The sequence below is a fragment of the Candidatus Enterococcus moelleringii genome (genome assembly GCF_017377575.1).
GTDB classification, from domain to species: Bacteria; Bacillota; Bacilli; order Lactobacillales; family Enterococcaceae; genus Enterococcus_A; species Enterococcus_A moelleringii.
Map to the genome: position 1 here is coordinate 1 of NZ_JAFREM010000007.1, position 23,809 is coordinate 23,809.

General features: G+C 40.9%; 28 protein-coding genes. 10 read left to right on the forward strand and 18 right to left on the reverse strand.

The window, feature by feature from the left end:
- Nucleotides 1-180: 180 nt before the first annotated feature.
- The 7 genes from JZO70_RS04445 to JZO70_RS04475 form a co-directional block, all read right to left on the reverse strand.
- Nucleotides 181-1,146 carry a signal peptidase I gene (locus tag JZO70_RS04445; protein ID WP_207672340.1) on the reverse strand — a complete coding sequence of 322 codons (966 nt, stop codon included), beginning with the start codon at nt 1,144-1,146 and terminating at the stop codon, nt 181-183.
- Between the two features lie 13 nt (nt 1,147-1,159).
- The gene (locus JZO70_RS04450) at nt 1,160-2,227 is read right to left on the reverse strand and encodes a glucosaminidase domain-containing protein (RefSeq protein WP_207672341.1); all 1,068 of its coding nucleotides are present in this window, start codon (nt 2,225-2,227) and stop codon (nt 1,160-1,162) included.
- Complete coding sequence (locus tag JZO70_RS04455) at nt 2,217-2,519, reverse strand: hypothetical protein (protein ID WP_207672342.1); 303 nt, start codon at nt 2,517-2,519, stop codon at nt 2,217-2,219. Before JZO70_RS04455 ends, JZO70_RS04450 begins: the two co-directional genes overlap by 11 nt.
- Complete coding sequence (gene lepB / locus JZO70_RS04460) at nt 2,520-2,999, reverse strand: signal peptidase I (protein WP_347565090.1); 480 nt, start codon at nt 2,997-2,999, stop codon at nt 2,520-2,522.
- 33 nt (nt 3,000-3,032) lie between these two features.
- Entirely contained in the window at nt 3,033-4,127 is a 1,095-nt protein-coding gene (locus tag JZO70_RS04465; RefSeq protein WP_242703777.1) for a hypothetical protein, read from the reverse strand.
- A gap of 69 nt (nt 4,128-4,196) precedes the next feature.
- Nucleotides 4,197-5,018 (reverse strand): hypothetical protein, encoded by an 822-nt coding sequence (locus tag JZO70_RS04470; protein ID WP_207672345.1) that lies wholly within the window; start codon nt 5,016-5,018, stop codon nt 4,197-4,199.
- 419 nt (nt 5,019-5,437) lie between these two features.
- Nucleotides 5,438-6,544, reverse strand: a complete 1,107-nt coding sequence (locus JZO70_RS04475; protein WP_207672346.1) for a tyrosine-type recombinase/integrase — start codon at nt 6,542-6,544, stop codon at nt 5,438-5,440.
- Nucleotides 6,545-7,387: 843 nt separating this feature from the next.
- Here JZO70_RS04475 and JZO70_RS04480 point away from each other — a divergent pair.
- The 6 genes from JZO70_RS04480 (at nt 7,388) to JZO70_RS04505 (ending at nt 10,392) form a co-directional block, all read left to right on the forward strand.
- Nucleotides 7,388-8,146, forward strand: a complete 759-nt coding sequence (locus JZO70_RS04480) for a hypothetical protein (RefSeq protein WP_207672347.1) — start codon at nt 7,388-7,390, stop codon at nt 8,144-8,146.
- A 407-nt stretch (nt 8,147-8,553) separates the two neighbouring features.
- Nucleotides 8,554-8,781 carry a hypothetical protein gene (locus JZO70_RS04485; RefSeq protein WP_207672348.1) on the forward strand — a complete coding sequence of 76 codons (228 nt, stop codon included), beginning with the start codon at nt 8,554-8,556 and terminating at the stop codon, nt 8,779-8,781.
- Between the two features lie 2 nt (nt 8,782-8,783).
- Entirely contained in the window at nt 8,784-9,047 is a 264-nt protein-coding gene (locus JZO70_RS04490; RefSeq protein WP_242703776.1) for a DUF2922 domain-containing protein, read from the forward strand.
- A 146-nt stretch (nt 9,048-9,193) separates the two neighbouring features.
- Nucleotides 9,194-9,577, forward strand: coding sequence for a hypothetical protein (locus JZO70_RS04495; protein WP_207672349.1), 384 nt, complete (start codon nt 9,194-9,196; stop codon nt 9,575-9,577).
- A gap of 59 nt (nt 9,578-9,636) precedes the next feature.
- Nucleotides 9,637-10,203: a DUF2922 domain-containing protein gene (locus JZO70_RS04500; RefSeq protein ID WP_207672350.1), complete on the forward strand. Its 567-nt coding sequence runs from the start codon at nt 9,637-9,639 to the stop codon at nt 10,201-10,203.
- A gap of 96 nt (nt 10,204-10,299) precedes the next feature.
- Entirely contained in the window at nt 10,300-10,392 is a 93-nt protein-coding gene (locus JZO70_RS04505) for a type I toxin-antitoxin system Fst family toxin (protein WP_207672351.1), read from the forward strand.
- A 320-nt stretch (nt 10,393-10,712) separates the two neighbouring features.
- Here JZO70_RS04505 and JZO70_RS04510 read toward each other — a convergent pair whose 3' ends face one another.
- Both JZO70_RS04510 and mazE read right to left on the reverse strand, forming a co-directional pair.
- Nucleotides 10,713-11,072 (reverse strand): type II toxin-antitoxin system PemK/MazF family toxin, encoded by a 360-nt coding sequence (locus tag JZO70_RS04510; protein ID WP_207672352.1) that lies wholly within the window; start codon nt 11,070-11,072, stop codon nt 10,713-10,715.
- A complete protein-coding gene (gene mazE / locus JZO70_RS04515; RefSeq protein WP_207672353.1) occupies nt 11,072-11,302 on the reverse strand; it encodes a type II toxin-antitoxin system PemI/MazE family antitoxin in 231 nt (76 codons plus the stop codon). The genes JZO70_RS04510 and mazE overlap by 1 nt, the downstream gene beginning before the upstream one ends.
- A gap of 347 nt (nt 11,303-11,649) precedes the next feature.
- Between mazE and JZO70_RS04520 the strand changes: the two genes are divergently transcribed.
- Nucleotides 11,650-12,525 (forward strand): Rpn family recombination-promoting nuclease/putative transposase, encoded by an 876-nt coding sequence (locus tag JZO70_RS04520; protein ID WP_207672354.1) that lies wholly within the window; start codon nt 11,650-11,652, stop codon nt 12,523-12,525.
- A gap of 64 nt (nt 12,526-12,589) precedes the next feature.
- Nucleotides 12,590-12,790, forward strand: coding sequence for a hypothetical protein (locus JZO70_RS04525; RefSeq protein ID WP_207672355.1), 201 nt, complete (start codon nt 12,590-12,592; stop codon nt 12,788-12,790).
- Between the two features lie 100 nt (nt 12,791-12,890).
- Here JZO70_RS04525 and JZO70_RS04530 read toward each other — a convergent pair whose 3' ends face one another.
- The 4 genes from JZO70_RS04530 to JZO70_RS04545 form a co-directional block, all read right to left on the reverse strand.
- Nucleotides 12,891-13,073: a hypothetical protein gene (locus JZO70_RS04530; protein WP_207672356.1), complete on the reverse strand. Its 183-nt coding sequence runs from the start codon at nt 13,071-13,073 to the stop codon at nt 12,891-12,893.
- The gene (locus JZO70_RS04535; RefSeq protein WP_207672357.1) at nt 13,070-13,786 is read right to left on the reverse strand and encodes a hypothetical protein; all 717 of its coding nucleotides are present in this window, start codon (nt 13,784-13,786) and stop codon (nt 13,070-13,072) included. Before JZO70_RS04535 ends, JZO70_RS04530 begins: the two co-directional genes overlap by 4 nt.
- Nucleotide 13,787: 1 nt before the next feature.
- Nucleotides 13,788-16,226: a glycyl radical protein gene (locus JZO70_RS04540; RefSeq protein ID WP_207672358.1), complete on the reverse strand. Its 2,439-nt coding sequence runs from the start codon at nt 16,224-16,226 to the stop codon at nt 13,788-13,790.
- 272 nt (nt 16,227-16,498) lie between these two features.
- Nucleotides 16,499-17,242 (reverse strand): DeoR/GlpR family DNA-binding transcription regulator, encoded by a 744-nt coding sequence (locus JZO70_RS04545; RefSeq protein ID WP_207672359.1) that lies wholly within the window; start codon nt 17,240-17,242, stop codon nt 16,499-16,501.
- Between the two features lie 151 nt (nt 17,243-17,393).
- On the opposite strand from JZO70_RS04545, the gene JZO70_RS04550 reads away from it, so the two are divergent.
- A complete protein-coding gene (locus JZO70_RS04550) occupies nt 17,394-18,167 on the forward strand; it encodes a glycyl-radical enzyme activating protein (protein WP_207672360.1) in 774 nt (257 codons plus the stop codon).
- Between the two features lie 27 nt (nt 18,168-18,194).
- Here JZO70_RS04550 and JZO70_RS04555 read toward each other — a convergent pair whose 3' ends face one another.
- Nucleotides 18,195-18,518 (reverse strand): hypothetical protein, encoded by a 324-nt coding sequence (locus JZO70_RS04555; protein WP_207672361.1) that lies wholly within the window; start codon nt 18,516-18,518, stop codon nt 18,195-18,197.
- Between the two features lie 225 nt (nt 18,519-18,743).
- On the opposite strand from JZO70_RS04555, the gene JZO70_RS04560 reads away from it, so the two are divergent.
- Nucleotides 18,744-19,373: a hypothetical protein gene (locus JZO70_RS04560; RefSeq protein ID WP_207672362.1), complete on the forward strand. Its 630-nt coding sequence runs from the start codon at nt 18,744-18,746 to the stop codon at nt 19,371-19,373.
- Between the two features lie 66 nt (nt 19,374-19,439).
- Here JZO70_RS04560 and JZO70_RS04565 read toward each other — a convergent pair whose 3' ends face one another.
- The 4 genes from JZO70_RS04565 to JZO70_RS04580 all read right to left on the reverse strand — a co-directional run bounded on the left by JZO70_RS04565 (nt 19,440) and on the right by JZO70_RS04580 (nt 23,799).
- Nucleotides 19,440-20,009: a VanZ family protein gene (locus JZO70_RS04565; protein ID WP_207672363.1), complete on the reverse strand. Its 570-nt coding sequence runs from the start codon at nt 20,007-20,009 to the stop codon at nt 19,440-19,442.
- 1,320 nt (nt 20,010-21,329) lie between these two features.
- Nucleotides 21,330-22,343, reverse strand: a complete 1,014-nt coding sequence (locus JZO70_RS04570; RefSeq protein ID WP_207672364.1) for a polysialyltransferase family glycosyltransferase — start codon at nt 22,341-22,343, stop codon at nt 21,330-21,332.
- 2 nt (nt 22,344-22,345) lie between these two features.
- Nucleotides 22,346-23,086, reverse strand: a complete 741-nt coding sequence (locus tag JZO70_RS04575; protein WP_207672365.1) for a WecB/TagA/CpsF family glycosyltransferase — start codon at nt 23,084-23,086, stop codon at nt 22,346-22,348.
- Between the two features lie 20 nt (nt 23,087-23,106).
- Complete coding sequence (locus JZO70_RS04580; RefSeq protein WP_207672366.1) at nt 23,107-23,799, reverse strand: sugar transferase; 693 nt, start codon at nt 23,797-23,799, stop codon at nt 23,107-23,109.
- Between the last annotated feature and the right edge of the window lie 10 nt (nt 23,800-23,809).

Genomic DNA, 23,809 nt, shown 5'->3' on the forward strand with positions numbered 1-23,809 from the left:
GCTGAAGAGGCACGGTTGATTCGTTGATCTTGATAGGTCAACCAGGCAAACGTCCCCGATAACACTGCAATAATTGCAAGTGCTGCCGCTGCTGCCAGCAGCTTTTTCTTTTTACTTTCCTTCATTTCTTTTCTCCCCCTAAATATTTTTTATATATAATCATTTGACGAACACAAATGGTTATACCCCTTTTGGATATTTCGTTGGTCTTGCTCGTTTTTCCGGTTGTAAGAAGTAGGCCTTCAACACTAAAAAGAAGCCAAAGGTGGACAATACACAGACGATGCACAGCCACAGATTCTCTTGGATAAAATTCAAGACACTGCCCATTTTGGGAATGACAAAGGTCACCTTGCCAAATACGCGATCTGCCGATATCGGTGGATCGGGTGTCGCATTGGCATCCCCTTTGGTGATAATGAAATCTCCTTCTTCCCCGTTTAATTCATCTAATCGCTCCACCATTCTATGGGTCAGGTAACGATCTTCTTCTCCCACTTGAAAGGTGACAATATCGCCTTCTTTCACATCACTGCCGTTCATCAGCTTGACGATCACGATGTCACCTGAATAAAAACCGCCGCTTGGTGAATCCTCTTGCGGTGCCATCGAATCGGTTAAGACTTGATAGAAGCGATGTCCTAAGATAGCTGCATCAGATTTTTCACTAAAGGAAAACATCACGGCGCTCAAGATAATGCCAATCGTCAGGATGTAGAAAAACAAATTATAGATAAACAAGAAGACCTTGCGACTGGTTGATCTCTTTGCCTGTTCTAGTGAATACCGCTCGTCGGATCTCGGAGCTCTAGGATTCGGATACGGTCTGGGTCTTGGCGGCATCGGCCTTTGGTTTTTTGAATCACCCGTCGGTCGAGCATTATACGGCCGAGGATTTGGATTCCTTGGCGGCCGATCTCTAGGATCATAACGATCCTGTGCTCTCGGTTGCGGCCGTCGAGGTGGCGGATATTCTCGCCTTGGCTCGTTATAACGATCTCGATCGTCATAGTAATACTCATCTTCTTCTCGATAACGTCGTGCTGGTCGTTGATTGGAAGGTGGTGGTCGGAATTCTGGATCATCTCGATAACGAGAAGGCGGTTCCCGGTAATCTCGTCTGCGATCTTCTCTTGGTCTAGTCATCCTGCCCCCTCTTTCATTCCACAATTTGATTGCCAGCTACTTGTTTGGCTGGTCGTTGCGTGATTGGTGATATCACCACTGCTTCTTGTCTCGTTTCACTCACTATTGACTGCTTCTTTCCACTGGAATAACTATCGGAACTAGTTGATTCTTTGGTGGTTTGCTGCGTATTTATTGTTTCGCTGGAATCACTTGAAGTTTCCTTTTCTTTATTGGGTTCCTGATCAAAGCTCGTTAGCTCATAGGTTTCGACCAAAGCGTTTAACTTCTTATCATAAGAAGTATCTGTCGCGTATTTCCCTGTTAATGACTTAGCTGCTTCTTGATATGTAGCTGCATGTTCTTTCCAAGTACCTTGATAAAATCCCGGATTCCCCGACAACCCATTTTTCAAAAGTGCTGCATAATCCTCTAGTGATTCTTTATAGCGGGGATATTGACGAAACGCTGAGTTGATCGTATACAACTGGCCATTGCCTTTGTCTTCTTGAGTATTAAAGCTGACTTCTTTTCCTTGATAACTGCCTTTAATCCCAAATAAGTTATGATATGGTGGTCGGCCTAAATGGCTATTGCCTGATCCGGTTTCTAAGATTGCTTGAGCAATCATCACTGAAGCATAAAGTCCGTTGTCCCATGCAATCTGCTGGGCATCTTTTCCAATGGTTTGAATAAATTCATCCGTCGTCTGATTTTTCACCACAGAAAACTGATAATTCTCTTCGACCTTTGCGCTCGTGACAGGCGGTTGAACTACCTTTGCTATTTCTTCCTTAGACCCTTCTGTCGCTTTCGCTAAGTCAGTGGAAGACTCATTTACTACCGATGATTCAGAACCTTCTGAACTTTCAGAAACTTGTTTCCGTTCCTCTTTAATAGAAGAAACTTGCATCGGAGCTGACTCCTCCGACTCATTACTTCCTTCTAATGACGATAGAATCGGTTCACTTTGGTTCATTTCCTGTTGAAGTGAACTGGATTCTAACGTCTCAGCTTTGACTGATTGTTTGACTGTTGCTTGGCAGCCGGCCAACAAAAAAATGTTTACTACGATTAATAAGAGAATTTTCTTATCCTTCATTACTTGGCCGCCTCTCCTGCGGTCGCGGTCTGGGACGTTTGGGTCTAGCAGCCATTTTCTTCAAGTCCATCAAGATCGTGTGGTAATGCAGTGCGGTCATTCGCAAATAAATAGCTAGCATCATCAACAACATTAATAAGAACAATTGGCTGACTGTGACTACTTCTTGAAAATCCGTGAAGTAGAAAAAAATACCTAGCACCAACACACCTAGCAGAACCACCAAAGAGAAGAGCCAGTAGACCCAATACCAAAAGGTGTACCATTCGATTTTTTCTTGTAATGACTTCATTTACTTGATAATCCCCTCTTGGACGATGCCTAAAATTTGTCGCCGTGTAATTAATCCGAAGTGGCGACTGTCCTGGGACACCGAGCGATTGTCTCCTAAGATGAAGTAGTACCCTTCGGGAATCGGATCGATGGAAAATTTACCCCAGTTGAAATCTTCTGTTTCCTTGCCGAATGGATCGTTTACCATTTGTTCGTTGACAAATAATTTGCCGCCTCGATAATTGATTCGTTCACCAGGAAGACCAATCACTCGTTTGAGGTAGCGTCCTTTTGGATTTTCTGGCGGTCGCAAGACTACCACATCGAATCGTTTCGGTTTGCCATGTGAGATAATTTGGATCACTTCCTCTTCTTTATAGGTTGGAAACATGGATTCCCCGCTGACAAAATATTTCGGGTATGCCCAGTGATACGCTCGAAACATGCCGAAAAATAGTAAGTAAGAAAGTGCAAAAGTCGTGGCTAGCTTTACCGGAATCGGCCATTGATAGAAAGGCTTGAACCTTCTGCCTCAGCCAACCTCCTCAGCGTTTTTAGCCGGTGCATCCTTTTGTTCTCTAACCATCTTTTCCAGCAATGAACTTTCGCCTTGAAGCAAATCAAAATAGGCAGCCTTACTTAGCAGGTTGTCGTAGTCCATCTTCATTAGTTTTACGTAAGGCTTTCTAAACCATGGACGAGCGTGTACTTTGGCTCGTGATTCAATTACTTGGCACTCGTAAATGACGAAGTGAATATCTCGTGCAGATAAATTGGCTTTGATTTCCTTCACTTGATCTCGTTCGTAGACCAACTTATTGCCTGTCACTGTCATCTTTTCGGTTTTATTAACTAGCTCTCCATTTAAGTTCCACATTTGTTCTAGGAATTTACCCTTCTGCAACAAATAGGTATATTCGCGAAGACTAATCTTGATTCGTTTATCCCAGTCGCCTTCTTCTTTGTGTTCTTGATCGAAGTATTGGATGCCGCTGTAAAGCATTGAAAGCTCCAGTTTTTCAATCACCATTTCCAGCTTTTGATTAACTGCTCTTAGTCGCGCTTTACTTTGATTTTCCTGATTCACTTCTTCTTTTTGGACCAAGTCCATTGAGTTGGCGACTTCTTGTATTTTTTCTTCTGCTTGTTTTATTGGAGGCTGAACTTTTTCTGGTTTCTTATTCGTTGAAAAATTCTGTTCGGCCAATTCTCGAATCAGCTGCTCGCCATGCTTTAAGGCTTCTTCAGCCGACATGGCGAATTGTTGCGCCAAGCTTTCTTCTAAATGAACCGCAAAGGGAAATCCGCTTTTGCGGAACACCAACGGGACAAAATCGAAGCGATAGACTTGCTTGCCATACTTCGATCCATCCGTTTGAGCTTTTAGCCAAGCAAACTGGGGAAAGAATTGTTTCATTGACTGGTAAAAGCTAGGCCAATCGAACTCGCCTGGTTCTAATAACAGCTCCAAATGATAGCTGCCATCCATCCATTGGAAGAGCTGCTGGAAGTGATTGCAGATCTTCTCACGTTGACCTTCACTTAAGCTTCCTTTTGGTGCATATAAGTATTCGCAAGATTTTTCAATCGCTACTAAAAGTTCAGTACTTGCCAGTTCTTCTTTCATTTTTGGTGCTGGTGTGGGATACAGTGTAATTTGACTATTGAATGCTCTCACTGCGGTTCATCCCTTCTATTACTCTTCATCTAGCAGAGTGTCGCTATTCGCTAATAATTTGACGAAGAATTGTGCTGTTTCCTCTTGGACCACTCGCAGGCGTTTGCGATAGTTCTTGATTTCTTGCTTCATTACCCGTAGCTCCAATGCTGAATCGTGAAGCATTTGATCGGCGTCTTGTTGAGCCTGATTACGAATGCCGTTAGCTTCATACTCGGCCCGTTCCAGGATTTGTTTTTCTTGCTTCTTAGATTCCACTAAGATATTTGCTAGTTCATCTTTCATTCCTTCGCTGGCAGCTTGGGCTCTTTTCAGCTCCGCGATTTCTTTTTGCGCTGCCGCCAAAGCTTCGGATTGTGTTTGTTCGGTTTGGTTCAGCTGCTTAGTACTTTGATCCAACTGATCCATCAACAGTTGAATTTGTTTATCTTTTTCAGCCTGCAAATCCTGCAGCTGTTGATCTTTTTCGGTTAATGTCGTTGCCATGGTGGTCAGCTCTGTTTGCTTCACTTCCAGCTGATGCTTCAACTGGGTTACCGTTTCACTTAGACGGTCTACCTCTTGTTGCAGCGGTGATTCTTTCTCACCACGAGGTTCTTCTCTTGAAGCAGCCGATTCTTCAAAGTCGGCGTCTGAATAGTTGTCAGTGCGAGCACGTGATCGACGTTCTCCGCGGTCATATTCGCTGCGATTTTCTGTTGGTCGGTTGTAGCCATCCTCGGCATATCCCTCATATCCATAATCGTCGTCGTACCCTTCAGCATCGTACTCATCGTAGAAATAATCCTCTTGTGGCTGTTCTTTATATGTATCCTTCTTCTGTTTGCCAAATCCAAACATGCAGACTCCTCCTCCAATACAATCCCATTTACTTTTTCACTTAATTTTCTTTTCTTAATGAACGAGTCATTGCATGACTCAAAACCCTATTGAGTGCTATAATTTTAGGTAACGGCTAGGGCACGGTTTTTCTTGGTCTTACAAAGACTAAGAAAGACTAATAAAAACTGAAAATATCCCAAGAATGGCTTAAGGACGCAGAAAAATAAGCCCCCGGGTTGACGGCGGCTGACGGCTTACGATATTCACTTAGATACCTGAAATTTCTTGAATTTAATAACATCCCAAAAATCAGCAAAAATTGCCCTGTAAATCTCCCAATTACCTCTTGAGGCATCTTTTATCAAAAATCAGCCTTTTTCCAAAAAAAAGCAAAAAAAACCACCCCAAAATTCCAGTGGAAATTTTTAAAAACGCTTTTATCCTATTGCTTGCTCCATTTTATCGACGATTAGGACGCGTTGCTCCATTGTAGAGCCTGCATATGTGTCCAAAGTCATCTTAGCAGAGCTGTGGCCCATCAAAGCACTGACGCTCATGATGTCTCCATCATTTTCCAAGCAGCGCGTCGCAAAGGTATGACGCGATTGATGGAAATGAACCTCCGGCAGATCCGCTGCTTGGCGAATCTGATGGAAATGATACGTCAACAAACGTGGTTCCATCGGTTGATCCTTGTTGGATGCCACATACTCACCTGTCGCTTGTTCCTTTTGCTGCAACAAAAGTTTTCTCAAACCTTTGCTCATTGGAATCGAGCGAACAGAGGTAGCTGTCTTAGAAGTGGTGTAAATCAATTCAGTTTTTTGCTTCTCCAATACACTGAATACCCGTTGATAGGTTGCTTTTACGTGGATCAAATTGTTATTAAAATCAACATCCTTCCAGGTCAAAGCGGCGATTTCGCCAATTCGCAAGCCCGCATGAAGCCCTAGTAAAGTCGGTACCCCTCTTCCCTTTTCAGCTGATAATGCCGCTGTTTCCAGGCGTTTTTGCTCTGGCTTAGTCAATGCTTGGTCCTTTGCTTTCACTATTTTGGGTAGTTTAATCAATGAAAATGGATTTTCTTTGATCAATTTTTTCCGTATAGCTAGATTGATGCACTGTTTTGTTATACGAAAAACGGCTTGGATCATTGAAGGAGCAAACCCTCGTTTTTTTAGGCTTTCTAATAATTTTTCTCCAGCAATTTCGTCTAATTCATTCAAACTATATTCTCCAATTTCTGAAAGAACATATTGCACTAATTTATATTCATAGTTGGTGTAAGTTGACTGTTTAATTCCAGCTTTCACCTCTTGAAGCCACTGATAGCCCCATTCGTAGAAGGAAATCGTGACCTCCCCTTGGTCCCTCAAAATAATCTGATATTTCACCTTAAGAGGATAAAGTTTCTCTCGTACTTCTTGTAAAGTTTTACCATATACCGAACGATATTTGGTCTTCCCATTAGCCTTTTTTCCAACCACATAACGACCCTCCCAACGACGGTCCTTGCGATAATAAATGTTTTCTCCGCGGCGCATATGCCCACTTCCTTTCAGTTTTTTGACGGTCTGTTTGACGGTCTAAAGAATCTTCTGTTTCGCAGACTTTTCTATCTGTTATTCTATTCAGAGGGCTAGTAAAACAGAGTCATTTTTTCATTTCAATTATTTTTTTGAAACTTATTGCTTAATTATTTGACATATCCTATAATAAAACTACCGGATAACTACAAAAAATAAAAAAAACGAAGACATTACACTCTGAGTTCACTAGTATTTACCTGAATACCTTGGTTTTTGTAAGACCAAGAAAGTATTTCCTCCAAAAATAACACCGGTTATTCAGACCTATTTTTCCAACGGTACATAAAAAAGCTTCCCCTAAGCATCCGTTAATATCATTATAAAACAAAAATTACATAATAGTTGATAAACTCTAAGATTAGACGCCTTAAAGAGCCTTTTTAAATGAGAAAATCATCTTTATCAATCTTTTACACTATGAATCTACAAGCGTTTTTTTTAAAAATGACTTTAAACTGGCCTCAAGATACTGTAGAATTGCATTTGTACCGCTACTTCAGCGGTGCGAAAGTAAGTTTGCTAGCGTTGTGAGTTGTATGTTCATGACGGGAATTATCTGTAGAAAAGGTTTTGACGAGACGCTGCTATCAATCATTTTCGGGCCCTGAAAGTGATGATCAAATGACCGATACTCCATTTTTGGATGTTTTTGAGGTGCTGGTTAAAGCTGTTGACTGCTAGAAGTTTTTCAAGTACTCGAGTTGAAAAAGCTCTTCGTCAGTGAATGAACAGAATAGTTCCACAATGACTGTAATCCCCACAGATCTAGCAATATGAAAAGTGAGGAATAGTTCAATTATGTGCAAAACAGACGAGATAAATGTATTTGTAGATCTTAATGAGTGGTCTTCCCAGTGGGAAATGTTGCTTAAACAGTCCCAGCCTTATTATCCACAAGATATTCCATTAGCCGTTTCCACCGTATTGCCTCTTCCTGAACGTAACGAAACACTAACCTTTTACAAGGGTGGTTCTTGTCACAAAAGGATGAAAACGCTATCCACATTACTTCATGAAGAAGAGATCTTAATGATGTACAACTATTCGTTAACTACACAGGTGATTCAGCGAAGTAACTGCTTTATGAAACAAAAACTTCCACTGTTGCATCCGACGTATGTCCTTTTTCCATTGGATGCGCCCCATCATTCGACTTGGCTGAATCCTTTGAATATTATTGATGTTTGGGAGAATGAAGGTCGTACCTATGTCAAAATGGCCACCGGTCCTGGATTGATCGTAAAATTAAGTAAACGGACCATCATGAAATATGCGGCGAATGCCCTGTTAATCTGGGCTTGCTTCACGCGTGATTTGCCATTGCTAGGAAAGAATTTGTGCACTCGACCATTGGATGTCCTGCCTGTACCAGATACCAAATTCATGGAGCAGCTGAGCAAGCATGTGTTGCTGCAGGCTTTTCCGATTGATATTCACCAGTTCAGACACATTCTCTTGCTGGAAAGCATCCGACATGAATTCATGAACGAGCGCTTTGCCATCGATTGGGATGGATTGACCTTTCGACAGCTGACAGAAGAAATAGCCAAATTATAAATAACAAAACTAAGAGCAGCAGATGTTCATCTTTTGATGAGTATCTGCTGCTTTTTTTGTCTTTTATTCCTCCGGCTTTGAAAATTCAACTGGAATTATTAAGAAAACCTTAAGGTAATATTTGTTGATATACCAAGGTTTTTAGCACTTTTGGGTCATTTGGGGTAAAAAAAGTGCTCATGAATTCACCTGCGACTTGTGCACCTTTTTTCGGGTCAAAATTTTCAAAATCCCGTTAAATCAAGGTTTCTCAAAATTTGGAGGTGCACAAGTCGGGTGTCACCTTCCTAAGTCGTCTATGGAGTTTTGGAGAAAAATATTTTATTGTTTAGTCACCGGCCGGGGCAACACCACAGCAACAAAAAATAAAACTTAAAATCCCAAAATAGAAAACGGAGGAAACCCAGATGTTACAAAAACTAGGAACAAAACTACAAGTATTAATCGAGCAGGAAGGCGAAGACAAACAGAAGAAAGTCAATTTCCAAAATGTGATTGATAACCCACCCGAAGCAGAGGTCGTTCGATTAGGAGAAATTATGGCGGAGCTGTCCAAAGCTGGCAGCAGCTTTGACAGTGTGATCATGACTGTGCAATCACGCATCACCAAAGATCTTAATGAGGGGGCTGAATAAGTATGATGACCAGCATGAAGAAATTAGTCGTGAACTTTAGAAACGCCATGGGCAAGAGTCAGACAATCAGCTTTAAAGATGTGGATACTACCAAAACACCGTCACAAATCAAAACCTTGTTAACTGATTTTATCGGACTGAATCTGTTTCAAAAAGACGGCGTCCGTTCCTATGAAACTCTTGTTAGTGCAAAATTTGTAGAAACCATTGAAACACCAATCTTTGATGTAGAAGCAGAAACCTTGGCTGCCTATAAACGTCGTTAGGAGTTAAGTGTATAGGATAAGGATATCCAGCCGACTCCCGTTGTTACTAGTTCGTGCGCACAACGATGGGAGTTGGGGGATCGCCTTCTATTGCAGCTTGTGTAAGTATCTATAAACTCAAAACAAAGAAAAGAGGAGAAATGATTATGCCAGAGCAACCTTTCACACCCAACCAGATTTTTAATTTGTCATTGAGTACCATCGAGCAGCGCATTACGGAATATTATCAGGAGTCCCAAAACAGCTCCACGGTCGTCCAACTTTTGTTAGCCTTACGTGTTCGTTACCAGTTGGGTGCGGAGGAGTTTGCTTTGGTATTAAAGGATTTAGTGAAGTATTTGTTTATGCGAACCAAGGCGACCAAAACGATGAAACGATTTATTTTTTACTTTCAGGATTACTTCGAGTCGGCCGAGTGGCGGCAAGTGCACTTGAGAGTGTTCCCTGTGCGGAATTTTATTGAGAAAGCCAAGTCTATGATCTTGTCACCTATTGCCAAATTGTTCTCACTTGAAGCAACAACCACCTGAACCGATTGATGCTACTGCCCTGTCACCTACGCTAAAAAATTTTGAAAGGAGAAAACGAAATGATTAAACTCGTCAGTGCTTTTCTAAACAGTGCCGGCAAGAAGCATACCTTCAGTGTGAAAGATCCCAATACTGACCTGAGCCCGGCCGAAATCAAACAGTCGCTGGAGCTGTTAACGTCCTTGACCATTTTTGAAAAAGACGGCGTTGCTTTGTTCCAGGAAGTCGTTAGTGCCAAGTTTGTCGAAACAATTGAGACCCCTGTTTTTACCGGCGATGAGTTTTTCGGTGCATCCGATGAACCGATCGTCATGAACCAACCGATGTTAAATTTCCATCCGACTGTCCCTGAGTTGGATGTTCAGATAGATGAAGTACCTGTTAAAGAAGCAGATCCAAGCAAACTAGAAGAATTAAAGGCGCAAAGCAGCTATCGCGCACTGCCAGCAGTACCCCAAGTCTCTCTTACGATGCCAAAAGAAACCGAAACAACTGAAGTATTGGAGGAAACACCGGAACCATCCTTGAAACAGAAAGCCAGCACTAGCTTCAGCCTTGCAGAAATGCTGCAGCGGCGGAAAAAACGACGGAAAGCGAAGGAAAAACAGAAGAAAAATCCCGACTAAGCCGCCCACAGGCTAGACGCTGGTTTAATCATTCCCTAGCGTAGGAATACATCCTAGTTGTCTGGATCATGATCCTCCTTGAAAGGAGGTGGTGATGTGTATTTCGTTTTGCAATATATCATTGCGCCAATCATTGTTGGCTTGGTTACCGCCTGGTTCAAGCATTGGTTAGATGATCATGATCCATGACGCTGACACCTGCGAAGGTTGGGCACTTCGCAGGTGGTCAATTCGATCTTTGACAATTACATAATTTTAGAGAGTGTAACGCTCTTAGGCTGTATAGGAGCTTATTTGTTATTGAGTTAGGGCACGAATAGCCAAAACAAAAAAACTTCATCACTCATCTATAGCGGATGGGCGATGAAGGCCTGATGGATAATTCAAGGTACAAAAAAACCGGCAAAGATTTTTTGTTCTTCGTAGGTGGTCTAGTTCAGCTTTTTTAAACCTAATGAGGTCAGAAAAGAAGAAAAATCATCAATGGACTTTAGCTATTTTTGTTGAAGTTACCTATCTATTCCCTCTTTGAAGATATAGTCAATAACTTGATCAATTTTCGCTAGGTCTTGGATTGGCAGACGCTCAACCAGTTTAATCTTACGTTCAGTAAAATCAAGAGATTTCAACTGTGAAATAAGGACTTGTCCTTGCAATTCTAGTTCTTCTGGAAGCGTATATCGTGTAGGATTATTCCTGACAGTAGAAGTGATTGGACAAACTACGGCAAACATTGTCCGCCGATTGAACTCATATCTAGAAACAATTAGGCCTGGTCTTCTTTTCCGAATTTCCTTGCCAGCAGAAGGATCAAAATCAATCCAAACAAGATCTCCCTTTTTGGGAATGTACCTTTTTTCTTCTTTCATTACCAAACTTCTCTCCCTCTGGGTGATAAATCCGACCATTCATCAGGTTCATAAAAATCGCCTTCTTCGCCGCCGGCAAACGGATCGTCGATTTTTGGAACTAATGTAATCGTTCCGTCATCTGAATACACAACAATGTATTCTTTGTTGGCAGAAGGTTTAACTCCATTAGTAGAAGGTAGTGTAATAACTACAGAACTTCCTTGCAGTCTAGATTTTGCAGTAAGCATCTCATCACTCCTCTCTCTTTACTGTATTATACAATATATTATGTAGTAACGCTAATGTAACTAAGTAACGCTTCAGATCTTTTAAAATTCATGGTGGCTACTCGTTTGAAGAAGATTAAGAAAACTGCTGCTCAGAGGATTGGTAATGAGCCGTTTGTCGGAAAAGCAGCCGCTCCTGCCAGACACCCTAGCATTATTTCAAAGGAATTGAAATAATGCAGCTTTCTTCGAGCAAATTCGCTTTTTTTACGTACCTTGTATTAGAAGCAAATTTTGATAGAGAATGTGGTGCCGTGGTATACTAATGGTGAAAAATTCTCTATCTGCAGAAAGTAGAGGAGAATTAGATGAAAAACGTACCGAAGATAACTCCAACTAACGATTTATTGTTCCGCAAGTTAATGACCAGTCAGGATTCTGGACACATTCTAAAGGCTTTTGTCCGAGATATTTTAGGCAAAGAGTTTAAGACCCTAAAGCCACGAGAGACGTATCATATTGATAGTTACAAGAAGTCTTTGAAAAAAACGAAGCTGCTGCGTACGGAAGTCGATGTTCTGGCTGTAGCCGAAGATGGCACTCAGGTGACGATCGAGATGCTGGTACACCCTCATTATTTCTTTGAAGAACGGGCGGTTTTCTATTTGTCGAAAGTTTACGCTTCCCCTTACGGAGACAAAAAGGCCAAGACTTATATTAAGAAGAATAATTATTCAGCCTTGTGTCCAGTTTATGGGATCAATATCCTTGGTTTTGATTTATTTGAAGTAGACGATGATGCCATTCAGACCTTTAGTTTGCGGAACGACAAGACTTACAAACCTTTTTTGAACAAGCGGAAGCAGAGAATCTTGACGCTTTGTTTTTTCAGTTTGACGAATGTGAACATTGAACAATCCAGCGCTGCTTATCATTGGCAACGATTTTTCAATACTGGTGAAGTCAGTGTTGAGGCCCCCGATTATTTGAAAGATGCACAACGGATAACAGATTATCACTCAATGGAAAGGGATGAACAAGCGATGACTATGAGAGTTGACAAAGCACAAGCGATTAAGGATGCTGAAATTGCTTATGCATGGGAAGATGGACTTGAAGAAGGCGCTGATAGGAAAACGGTAGAGATTGCTTTGAATATGTTGGAAAAAGGGTTGCCGCTGGATGTTATCACTGATGTTACTGGATTAACTGTTGATCAAGTTTCAGAGTTAAAAAAAGTTTAAGCTGAACATTGCGATGTTTTGTTGCTATAAATTTCAAGATTAGCGATAGCAGGAGGAGCGAACGATGATCATGAAGATTAACAAAGCACTATCAATTAAGGATGCTGAGATTGCTTATGCTTGGGAAGATGGACTTGAAGAAGGCGCTGATAGGAAAGCGGTAGAGATCGCTTTGAATATGTTGGAAAAAGGATTGCCACTGGATGTTATCACTGATGTTACTGGACTGACTGTTGCAAGATTACAAGATCTACAAAAAAGTTAAGTGTAAGAAAAATCTAGCTGAACAAAAAGATCAGTACTTAGTTTGCATCAAATGCATCAAACTAAGTACTGATTTTATAATTTGCTAGAGTAAATGCATATCAAATATTGCCAATTTTAAAACCGTTGCGTTTCTTTTCGAATTTTTTGAGCAGTTCAGCTTCTTCGGGATTGCGGGGTTTTTTCTCCATATTTTTGAATTTGCAGGCCATAAGTATGCCTGCGGTACTGATCTTTTGGTCTTTTTCAGATACAGCACGAACTTTTTCTTTATTTATTTTCATAATGTCTCACTCTCCATATTTTCGAAGACTTCAGTAATTGTTTGGAAAGGTTCTCCATATTTGTTGGATGAATTAACTAACATTTCACCAGCTGTCACAGCATCAACTGGTTCAAATGTCTCTTCATCTACATTATACATCAGTACAGCCAGGTATGTCTTAAGCAGCAATCCAATATACGGACCGAGTTCATCCTTAGCAGGACCATTTAAAGGAAACGCTAAATAATAAAGTTCCTCCTCTTCAAACTCTGAGTATACAATGTTCCGAGAATCCAACAACTTTTTAGCATAATATCGTTTACTATAAAAAGATGATCTGTCTTGAATTGTTTGGATATACTCTTCTAGAACTTTGAGCTCTTCTGCTTCAAGGTTTTCTATTAAGTATGGGACATCTAATTCTTGTTTATAGCTTTCAATTAGTTCCAAAACCCACTCATTGTAGTCTTTGTAGTTCCACTGAACAAGACCCTTTATTCGATCAATCAAAATATCATTCACGTCTACAATATTGATCTTGTAGCCATCCTCAGTTGTGTAAATTAGCGGCGTTTTGTAGATGCCATCAAAAGGTGTAGTTGCTACCATCTCCAGGATTATTTCCAGCTTTTCGTGTTCCCAAGATTCGGAGTAAAGTGATCTATTTAAGTGAAAGACCTGCTCTAAACCAAAAAAAGACCATCCCTCCTCAGAAGGATGATCCAATCTCATTTTAAATCACATGCTCAGTCCGTTCGATAATGTCGTCTTGTGTGGCTTTCGACAGGACATTAAAGAAGGCGGAGTAGCCGGCAACCCGGACGATTAGGTCGCGGTGTTTTTCGGGATGCTTTTGGGCATCGATTAGTGTTTCCCGTGAAACGACGTTGTATTGAATGTGGTAGCCGTGGAGCTTGTTGAAGAAGGCCCGCAGCAGCATGATCAATTTTTGTTTGTCTTCTTCTTTGGCTAAGGTTTGCGGGTTTACCTTTTGATTCAGCAGCACTCCGCCGATGATTTCATCGGTTCTTAGCTTGGAGACAGTTTTCAGTACGGCAGTTGGGCCGTTTTTGTCCATGTTATGAGACGGTGAACAGCCTTCTGCTAACGGAACCCAGGCGTTACGGCCATCCGGTGTTGCCATAGTGCCGCGGCCTTGTCCGACATTGGCGGAAATGGACGACGTACCTGAGTAGCGGGTGCCGCCGATGGGTCCGCGACCGAAACGAGTATTGGGATACTTTTTGACTTCTTCAATATAGCTGTCGTAAGCATCCGTCACCAAATGATCGGTATAATCGTTGTCGTTGCCGTATTTTGGTACTTCATTTAGGATCATTTCTTGAATTTCTTTGCTGCGCTGGCTGCCGTAGTCGGTCATCAAAGCTTCCCACAGTTCGTCTTGGGTGACGCGTTTTTCTTCATAAACCAACTGCTTGATGGCTGCTAGTGAATCGGCCAGGTTGGCGATCCCTACTTGCAGGCCGGAAATGAAATCGTACACGGCGCCGCCTTCTTTCAAGGTTTTACCCCGTCCGATACAGTCTTCCGTCAAGGCTGAACACAGAATATCTGGTACTTCCTGCTCTAATCCTAGGTCGATAGCATTTTCCACGATGACACTCATGCGAGTCAACTCGCGGACGGTTTTGTCCCAAGCGGCCTGCAGCTCTTCATAGGAATGCATATCCTTGAAATGGCCGTAGCCTTTGACAAAGCGTTTGCCGGACACCGGATCGATGCCGTCGTTCATGGCGATCATCAAAATTTTCGGGAAGTTCATGTAGCTCATCCCGGTACAACGATAACCCCACTTGCCAGGCACCGCGGTCTCGACACAGCCGATGGCGCTGTAATCGTAGGCATCCTCTTCGGTAACCCCGATCTTCTTGAAGGATGGAATAATGATCTCGTCATTGTTAAAGGCCGGCATCCCAAAGCCCAGCTTCATCACTTCGATACATTCATTCATGAAACGGGCATCCAAGCCAGAATGATAACGGACAGTCAAGTTCGGCTGCGGTAATTTCGTTTGGGCAACACTGCGCAAGACTAGGTAAGACAGGTCATTTACCACATCTTTTTTATCGCGAGTTTGGCCGCCAACGGTGACATTTTGGTACAGCGGACTGCCGGCACTGCTGAAGGTATGGGCTTGGCTGCGGACTTTATTGACTGTCAGTGTCTTGATCCACAGGTTGGTTAACAGCTCCACCATTTCCGCTTCGGTGCTGCGGCCGCTTTCCAGGTCCGCCTTCATATAAGGGTACATGTATTGGTCGAAACGGCCATATGATAGCGAGTGACCATTGGATTCGATTTGTAAAATTAATTGGATAAACCACACAGCTTGGATCGCTTCTTGGAAGGTTTCCGCTGGTTCATAAGGAACCTTGGCGCAAATACGGCTGATTTCCAACAGCTCTGCTTGGCGTTTTGGCTCAGCCGTGGCCGCTTGTTCTTTGGCTAAAGCTGAAAAACGCTCAGCATAAGTCTTCACCGCATCCAGCACGATGACCACTGAATTGTAGAAATGGTATTTTTTGATGCTTTCCGGCTGAGTTAGATCCAAGGCGGCTTTTTCCTTCAGCGCCCGTTCTTTGTAGCCCTTCAAGCCGACTTTCAGCATCTCTTGATAGTTCACCGCCAAATGGGCATCGCCGGAATTCATTTTCCCTTCCATCCCGAAGAAGCCGGTCTCCATGAAGACAGATACTTCGTCAGGCAATAAGGCCCCCGCTTTGGCCCGAAGGTTATTATTTTCCCAAAATGGGGCAATCGAACGCAAATCCTCTTTGGTCTGCTCAGTAATATAGAAGACATCGCCATCTCGCTGATCGAACAAATCCAGCTCATTCATGACAAATTCCAGCGTGTACTCAGGGAAGATCGGCGCATCCTTGTTGGAAGCCGCCTGGTTGCCGACGATCAAGGTCTCATCTTCAATGTAGATGGACATCTTTTCCAAAATGTTCTTCAGCATCAGGGCCCGTTTCATGTCGTTTGGCTGATTTTGGTATTCTTGGTAGGCTTCTGTGGCTAACAATGCCCGTTCGGCACAGATGTACGGCTTCTTGGTGAGGACCGACTCCCGATACTCATTCATCCGATCGGTTAAACGGCCAAAATACGGTTGCTGCTCTTCAGTTCTTTCCTTTACTTGGGTAGTCATCGCGCTTCCTCCTATTTACGTTCGAAATAAATAATAACTTCTTTCGTAACTATAATATCATGTGAAGGCTTGCACGGTCAATCGAAATCCGAGAGAATCGTTTCTTTTATAAAAACTGCACAAGTGTGCAGTTTTCGGATGATTTAGTCCTTTACGCTGGTGAAGCCTACTCAGCTGCAGAATAGTGAATAGATCAAAAAAATCCGGCAGCAAACAATGGTTTACTACCGGACTGTGCTTCTATTCTTGAATGAAATGACCCTCGCCTACTTTTATACGGCAGAGACTTCGATTTGTTTTTCTTTTAGGAAGGCTGCGCTGTCTTCGGGAATGCCACTGTCGGTGAAGACTTTGCTGACTTCATCAAAGCCAAACTCTGAGATCACACCGTTTTGGGTAAACTTGCTGGAGTCAGTCAGGACGATGGTTTGTTTCGCTGCAGTCGCCAAGGTTCTGGTGGTATCGCAACGGGTAATGTCGCTGCCAGTGAAGCCCCGCTTTTCATCAAAGCCGTCGATTCCCACAAACAGCTTATCTACGTAAAATTCGCTGACGACTTTTTTCACCAGGGGACCAACGTTGACTTGCGATTCCTTCTGGTATTCCCCACCTAGTAAAATCACCTTCACTGATTCGGCTTTTCTTATATAGGAAGCAATGAAGCAGGAATTGGTAATAATCGTGATCTCGTTGCGGTTGAAGGCCAGCTCCTCGGCCAATAAAGCACAGGTGGAGCCAGACTCGATCATCACAATCTCGCCATCATCCACAATCTTGGCGGCTTCCAAAGCAATCTTGCGCTTCAGGTCGTAGTTGTGGGCCAGACGGTAATTTATATCATCAGAATTATTCAGCAGCGCATAGCCATGCTGGCGGTGAATAATTCCGCGGGCTTCTAGCTTGTCCAGGTCTTTTCGAACCGTCACTTTAGAAACATTCAACAGCTCAGACAGCTGATTGACTTCGATTTTCTTCTTTTGACTTACGATCGAAATAATATCTTCTTCTCTTGACATAGAATCCTCCTTTGTTTTGAATTTAGTGTACCATATTCTGGTTTCTGTCACAATTAGAGGTTAGTTTTTCAGTTTCGTTCGTAACTAATTGTATTTACGTAACGATATTTTTCTGCTAAACTGTAGGTGACAAGAAGGGAGTTTCTTTTAAATGGAGAAAGCATGCATCTTCAATATCCAAAAATTCAGCCTCCACGACGGCCCCGGCATCCGCACGGTGGTCTTCTTTAAGGGCTGCCCCCTGCGCTGCTTCTGGTGCTCCAACCCAGAATCGCAAAACGGCAAGCCAGAACAAATGTGGGACAATCAAAAAAAGGCGTATACCACTGTGGGGGAATACAAAAGCATCGAGGAGATCATCGCTGAAGTGATGCAGGATGAACCTTTTTACGAAGAATCCGGTGGCGGCGTGACTCTTTCTGGCGGTGAAGTGCTGTATCAGGCGGACTTTGCGACAGAGCTGCTGCGGCAATTAAAAGAGAAAGGAATTCATACCGCTAGCGAAACGACGGCTTTTGCTCGGCGCGAGGTCTTTGAACGCTACATTGAACAAGTAGATATGCTGTTTTTGGATGTGAAGCACTACGATGAGGAGAAGCACAAAGCTGGTGTTGGTACATCATTGCGACCGGTGCTAGATAATTTGGCGTTGGCGTTGAAAAAGGATCTGGAGCTGATTGTGCGAGTGCCGGTGATTCCGATGTTTAATGATCAGCTGGAGGATGCGGCTGGTTTTGCCCGGTTGTTTAATCAGATGGGCATTCAGAAGGTGGAGCTGCTGCCGTTTCATCAGTTTGGCGAGCAGAAGTATACCTACTTGGATCGCGACTATGCCTTGAAGGATATTCCGCAGCTGCATACTGAGGATTTGGATGAGTACAAAGCGGTGATTGAAGAGTTTGGGATTGAGTGTCGGGTGCAATAAAAAGAGGAGCGTCCGTTACGACGACTCCTACTCTTCAAATAAATTTACCCGCATGAAGCCCCATTGTGTCGGCAAATAATAGCCCTCCACCACTTCATTTTTTAAACGGCTGGAAATCAGCGAACCCTTAATCTGATACAACGCCGGTTTGTCTTGATCGATCGGCCCAAGTTTCTCCAACAATTCTTCCAAGTCATGCTTAGTCATCATGAAATAGTCGAAGCTGACATTTTTCAAGTCCTCATGAGTGATCGCACCCTCGAAGGTCATCTTCTTCTTAATTTCCTCAGAACTCAGCGTGACCGATACCGGCAACATCTCCAACTCTCGAAAGGTAAAGCCCTCCGTCATTTTTTCTCCCCCTATCAACTGCTTATGGGTACATTTTATCATAGTTGAGGCGGCGATAGCGGGTGATTTGATGGTTATTCTAGGAGAAAGATGACCGGAATTTTTAAACACACTATACGTCATGATCGTCATTTAGCTAATAAAAATAAGATTTACTCCCACGCCCCATTTTTTACATCCTTTATAAATGATACAATGTAAGAAACAAATGGAAGCAGGGATATAATGAAAAAGTTACTAAAATTAGGATTGGTATTAAGCTGCAGCTTGTTATTAGGTGCATGTGATGGGGACAATGAAGGGACTAAAGATAGCTCAACCGACGCAACCGAGACCAGCCAGGTAAAAGAAGAAGATCTGCTGGTGAACCACGAAAAATACAGCAAGCTGGCGACTAATAATGGCGCGAAAGAAGCCGAGGTAGTTGCCCAAAAGGACTATCCAGTTTCCTGGTCGGACAATACCTGGTCCGGTGTGACTGTCAGCATCGACGAAGTGTCCGTACTCAAGCTTGATAATTACGAAAACTTCTCAGGAAAGAAATTTCCCGGCTTCATCGTGGCACACTATACCATCAATAACGCCGAAAGAGACCTAAGCCTTTTCCCAGAGCTGGGGACTATTGAAACCAATACGGAAGTGAAAGAAAGCGGACTATACGAATTCGATCATTTCGCCGACAACCTAACCCCCGGCAGCCAAGTGGAAGGCTACGCAGCTTACCCGCTTACCGAATTAGATTCCGTTAAAGACATCAATCAGGTAAGAATAAGATTCAGCGGGAAGTATACAACCGAAGACACCAGCGATACTAATGCAAACCATATTTATGATTTGACGTTGGAGTTGAAATAGAAAAATTCACAGACATTCGCAGCCGCTTATCACGGCAGGCACACTAAAAGGTTAAGCCGCAATGGCTTAACCTTTTTCAAATTGCCTTTTTAATTTCATGCACAACCCATAGCCAGCCATGCAACCAGCAAAGTTCGTCAAAATATCCCAGATGTCGAAGGTTCCCAGGTAGAAAACATACTGCAGCGTCTCGATCCCCAAGATCGTCACCAACGCCAACACGACCGCTTCCCACAACTTCGCACGCATCCCATACAAGATCCCCAGCGGAATAAAGTAGCCAATGTTCAATACAAACTCAATCACTGCCGCCTGCGACTGCAATGGTACTTGTCGAATATCCAAATTCAACGCATGATACTGCTCCGCCTTCGTGAACAGCACGATGAACATCAGCAGCGCATACACACTATAAAACAAATACACATACACCGACCAAAGCTCCCGCCGCTCCCACTGAATATAGAACAACCACAAACTCAAAAACAAGAACGCCCAAAGCGCCTCATCCGTATAAACAAAACGATGCATCATCCCCGCCAAGCGCGGATAATGCATCAATGTCGGCATAACCAAATAGTATATAATGCCATAGCTGGCAATCAATGATAGAATTCCTGCGATGATTTTTTTCATGTTGGAGGCCTTTCAGGTTTTTGGTTACTATAGCAGAAAAAGAAGGAGCTGGTCTTAAAAAATAAAAGAACTACCCATATATAGAATTATACCAACTTTTAGCCGCATTAAAGCCTTTCTTTCAACTTTAAACGCTAAATTGAAGAGAATTGGTTGTAAGAGTCAGATAGTAGAGTTTATCCTGCTTAGTTGAGATTACTCTGTATGATAAATTACATCTCTATTCCTACAAAATAATTTGTAAATTATAAATCATTCAAATAATCCAAGTAACTCCACAGCATACAAATATAAGTTAAACCTATAGGAAAAAAAATCAAGTTATGAAAATTGGCTAGAATTACAAGACCAATTACTACTAAGTATAAATGATTATATATCCTCTTAAAAAAAAATGTACCACCTATTATCATTACAATTCCAAGATCATGGAGTATCGCCAGAAAATCAAAATGAGGCGGAAATTTTATACCTATCATTGAAATAGTAAGATTATATGCTGTTCCAGTACCATTTCCAAAAAACCAAGATACTGGATGATTCCGCAAATTCGTTAGAATAGCTTCATATAAGAGTAACCTAGTACTTGTACTAGCGTAACCATCAGTTCTCTGGTTTACCAACTGTAATACAAAGGAATATGAAAAAGGTATTATCAAAAGAAAAAGGGCTATTACGAGAATTCTTAATCCTTTACTTTCACTTCTATATGCCTGTCTGACTAATTTGTAAAACAAATACAGAACGAAAAACAGTAATACACTCCTAGTTTCTGAAGCATATATGAGATATAATGACACTAAACAGAAAAATAGAACACTTTCAAAAGATTGATTAGTATGTTTCATACTCTCTATTATTATCACTATTGATATTAGAATAATTAGTGAAAAATTTGTCGGTGTTGTAAGAAAAAAACCTGTAGCTCTTTCACCAATAAATGATGTTGGAAACAAATAATGGCACACAAGGCCGTCAATGATAATAATTTTAGCTAAAGTAGGCAAAGAAGAAAAATGAAATTTAGAACTCAAAAATATAATACTTAAGTTAATTAAGTATCGGGCTGTTTCCTCGATATAACCATTTTTCACAACACCATTAAGCGTAATTAAAGATACGATCAAGATAAATAAGATTATTTCTTGTAACGAGAAAACTGTTTTACAAAAAAAGCAACCTAATAATAATGCAAGAACAATTATCATTGATACATATGAATTGTATATGCCAGAGTGTTCACCGTAACTGAGGTATAATCTCTCATTAAGTAGAAACAAGAATATTAAAAAAACTATAAAAGTATAAATAGAAACTATATTACTCTTTATAATCATTGGCCAGTTCCCTATCTAAAAATATTTTTAAACATACGCGTATGTGATTATAGCTTGGATCATCAAAAAAATCAGAACATACATTCATTTTCACTTTACTAGGAACAGAAAAAATCCCACTCGATGCAATACTAACAACCTTAGAAAATTCATAGTTTACCATCTCAAGTATTTCCGAGGGAATAAATTTATTTATTTGTGAAACATTCTCTTCGAAGGGATAATTCGAACTATCTAGAGGATGCTTTTTTAAAAAAACTTGGTATCCTTTCCTTTCATAAAATACTACTATATCATTGAAAATACTCTTCTTCTCATTTTCAGTAATATACTTATTTTCGGATAATGGTTGAGTCATTATTAGTACACTTTCGTTATTTTGGTTATCAAAGTTAAAATCAAAATCAAACAATTCAAAAATTTTGGTTTTCGAGTCCTCTTTTAAGTTTGAAATCAATTTAGAAAAATCTAGCAACTCTGACTTCCTTTGAATATTAATTGGAAATTTTTCAGGATGAGAAACAAGAATTTTTTCAACTTTATCTTCAGAAGTGAAATCGTAATTTATTCTGTATACGTATTTTCTTAATATTTTTTTTATTTTTTTATTTTCAGGGTATTTGTACATTAGTTCAGCATCTTCGATAAATACTACTTTCTTTGCCTTTTTAAAAAGGTAATTCGAAGAAAAGAAGAGACTGTACGGATTCCAAGCAAATGAAAACAACTTGTATTTTGATTTAATATAAATTGTCTGGTAAAATCTATCAATTAGAAAGCTGATCCCAAGATGATCCCAAACTCTTCTTCTCTTTCTTACAATAACGCTCTCCACATTTTCAATCTCAAGTATTTTATTTTTAAGTCGTTCAAAATAATGAATCATATCGGCAGAAGGAGAGACCAAATAAATTACAGAAGTTTTTCCGTTTGTAGCAATGTTTACTAAAGTGATTAAAAGATGTAGGGGCGTTGCACAAAGATACACATCTCTCATTGTTATAATGACTTCCTCCTCCACCTGTACTTACAAATCAATAATGCATATTTTGTATTACCTAAAAAATATCTTTTAAAAAGTCTTTTTGGCTCCTGAAAAAACCTGTACAACCATTCCAAACCACATTTCTGCATCCAAAATGGTGCTCTTTTTACATTTCCTGCATAGTAGTCAAATAGTCCCCCGCAAGATAGAATGTTTTTTACATTTAATTTTTCAAAATTTCGTTCTATCCATTTCTCCTGCAACGGACATCCTAATCCTACAAACAAATAGTCTATACCTAAAGAATTTATATCTTCAATTATTTCCTCTGAATGATCCAGATCGAATGAATAACCATCATTATATCCAGCAATAATTGGATATTTGTATTGTCTAGAGAAATTTTCATACACTCGATTAACAGTTTCTTTTTTTCCACCTAATAAATAAATCTTTTTACCTTTAATCTTGTGTTCGTCAATAAATTCAAAAAGTTTTGGAAACATATCCGTAGTAGCAATTCTTTCTTCCGCAACTGAATCTTTTAAAATTTTTTGTCCAAAAATTATGCCCATGCCATCAATGTATACTACTGCATTCTTACTCTGAAGTATAGTTTTATATGTTTTATCTCTTAAAGCAATAAGATAGCAATCAGTATTCATGCCGAAATACTTTTTTTTATCTTTATTATTAACTAATTCTCGCAAAAAATTATCCATTGACCCTAAATAAAGATTCGTTGTCTTTAACATTGAATATCTACTCCAAATTTTTAATATGCACCATTAGGACGAACCATCACCTTAATAGTTCTCCAAATAATCTTAATATCATTCACTAAAGTTTGCTCTCTAATATACTGTATATCCAACTCTACCATTTCTGCAAAGTTAACTTCATTTCGACCACTAATTTGCCAAGGGCCAGAACAGCCTGGTTTGACTAACAATCGTTGCCTATCATATCTACTGTACTCTTTAACCTCTCTTGGCAAAGGAGGACGAGGGCCAATAAGGCTCATATCTCCTTTAAGAACATTAAGCAGCTGTGGTAATTCATCGATACTATTTCGACGAATAGCTTTACCAATTTTCGTTACTCTCGGATCTTCTTTCATTTTAAACATAGCGCCTTTGATTTCATTTTTAGCCAATAATTGTTCCAGCTTCTCTTCTGCATCAATACACATTGAACGAAATTTATACATAGTGAATTCTTTCCCATTTTTCCCAACTCGTACTTGTTTGAAAAAGATTGGTCCACTTGGCTCTTCCTTTTTCATCAAAAGAGTCACAATGATAAACACGGGTATCAGACAGACTAATCCCAATGCGCTCAAAACGATATCTATAATTCGTTTCACAAACCGCAAGCCAACTCGACTATTAATTTCATCTTCGTCCAACCAATTAGTTTTCACTTTAACTACAGGCGGAACCTCATCTTTCGCTACATGCTTATCCATTTTCCCCGCT

Bases quoted from the DNA above. Each gene is read 5' to 3' on its own strand.
- JZO70_RS04475 (WP_207672346.1), bottom strand. From the start codon at position 6,544: ATGCGCCGCGGAGAAAACATTTATTATCGCAAGGACCGTCGTTGGGAG.
- JZO70_RS04500 (WP_207672350.1), top strand. From the start codon at position 9,637: ATGATTAAACTCGTCAGTGCTTTTCTAAACAGTGCCGGCAAGAAGCAT.
- JZO70_RS04485 (WP_207672348.1), top strand. From the start codon at position 8,554: ATGTTACAAAAACTAGGAACAAAACTACAAGTATTAATCGAGCAGGAA.
- mazE (WP_207672353.1), bottom strand. From the start codon at position 11,302: ATGCTTACTGCAAAATCTAGACTGCAAGGAAGTTCTGTAGTTATTACA.
- JZO70_RS04570 (WP_207672364.1), bottom strand. From the start codon at position 22,343: ATGAGAGATGTGTATCTTTGTGCAACGCCCCTACATCTTTTAATCACT.
- JZO70_RS04520 (WP_207672354.1), top strand. From the start codon at position 11,650: ATGAAAAACGTACCGAAGATAACTCCAACTAACGATTTATTGTTCCGC.
- JZO70_RS04490 (WP_242703776.1), top strand. From the start codon at position 8,784: ATGATGACCAGCATGAAGAAATTAGTCGTGAACTTTAGAAACGCCATG.
- JZO70_RS04480 (WP_207672347.1), top strand. From the start codon at position 7,388: ATGTGCAAAACAGACGAGATAAATGTATTTGTAGATCTTAATGAGTGG.
- JZO70_RS04550 (WP_207672360.1), top strand. From the start codon at position 17,394: ATGGAGAAAGCATGCATCTTCAATATCCAAAAATTCAGCCTCCACGAC.
- JZO70_RS04450 (WP_207672341.1), bottom strand. From the start codon at position 2,227: ATGAAGGATAAGAAAATTCTCTTATTAATCGTAGTAAACATTTTTTTG.
- JZO70_RS04455 (WP_207672342.1), bottom strand. From the start codon at position 2,519: ATGAAGTCATTACAAGAAAAAATCGAATGGTACACCTTTTGGTATTGG.
- JZO70_RS04560 (WP_207672362.1), top strand. From the start codon at position 18,744: ATGAAAAAGTTACTAAAATTAGGATTGGTATTAAGCTGCAGCTTGTTA.
- JZO70_RS04540 (WP_207672358.1), bottom strand. From the start codon at position 16,226: ATGACTACCCAAGTAAAGGAAAGAACTGAAGAGCAGCAACCGTATTTT.
- JZO70_RS04555 (WP_207672361.1), bottom strand. From the start codon at position 18,518: ATGACGGAGGGCTTTACCTTTCGAGAGTTGGAGATGTTGCCGGTATCG.
- JZO70_RS04495 (WP_207672349.1), top strand. From the start codon at position 9,194: ATGCCAGAGCAACCTTTCACACCCAACCAGATTTTTAATTTGTCATTG.
- JZO70_RS04565 (WP_207672363.1), bottom strand. From the start codon at position 20,009: ATGAAAAAAATCATCGCAGGAATTCTATCATTGATTGCCAGCTATGGC.
- JZO70_RS04580 (WP_207672366.1), bottom strand. From the start codon at position 23,799: ATGGATAAGCATGTAGCGAAAGATGAGGTTCCGCCTGTAGTTAAAGTG.
- JZO70_RS04510 (WP_207672352.1), bottom strand. From the start codon at position 11,072: ATGAAAGAAGAAAAAAGGTACATTCCCAAAAAGGGAGATCTTGTTTGG.
- JZO70_RS04470 (WP_207672345.1), bottom strand. From the start codon at position 5,018: ATGTTTGGATTTGGCAAACAGAAGAAGGATACATATAAAGAACAGCCA.
- JZO70_RS04445 (WP_207672340.1), bottom strand. From the start codon at position 1,146: ATGACTAGACCAAGAGAAGATCGCAGACGAGATTACCGGGAACCGCCT.
- JZO70_RS04525 (WP_207672355.1), top strand. From the start codon at position 12,590: ATGATCATGAAGATTAACAAAGCACTATCAATTAAGGATGCTGAGATT.
- JZO70_RS04545 (WP_207672359.1), bottom strand. From the start codon at position 17,242: ATGTCAAGAGAAGAAGATATTATTTCGATCGTAAGTCAAAAGAAGAAA.
- JZO70_RS04530 (WP_207672356.1), bottom strand. From the start codon at position 13,073: ATGAAAATAAATAAAGAAAAAGTTCGTGCTGTATCTGAAAAAGACCAA.
- JZO70_RS04465 (WP_242703777.1), bottom strand. From the start codon at position 4,127: ATGAAAGAAGAACTGGCAAGTACTGAACTTTTAGTAGCGATTGAAAAA.
- JZO70_RS04575 (WP_207672365.1), bottom strand. From the start codon at position 23,086: ATGTTAAAGACAACGAATCTTTATTTAGGGTCAATGGATAATTTTTTG.
- JZO70_RS04535 (WP_207672357.1), bottom strand. From the start codon at position 13,786: ATGAGATTGGATCATCCTTCTGAGGAGGGATGGTCTTTTTTTGGTTTA.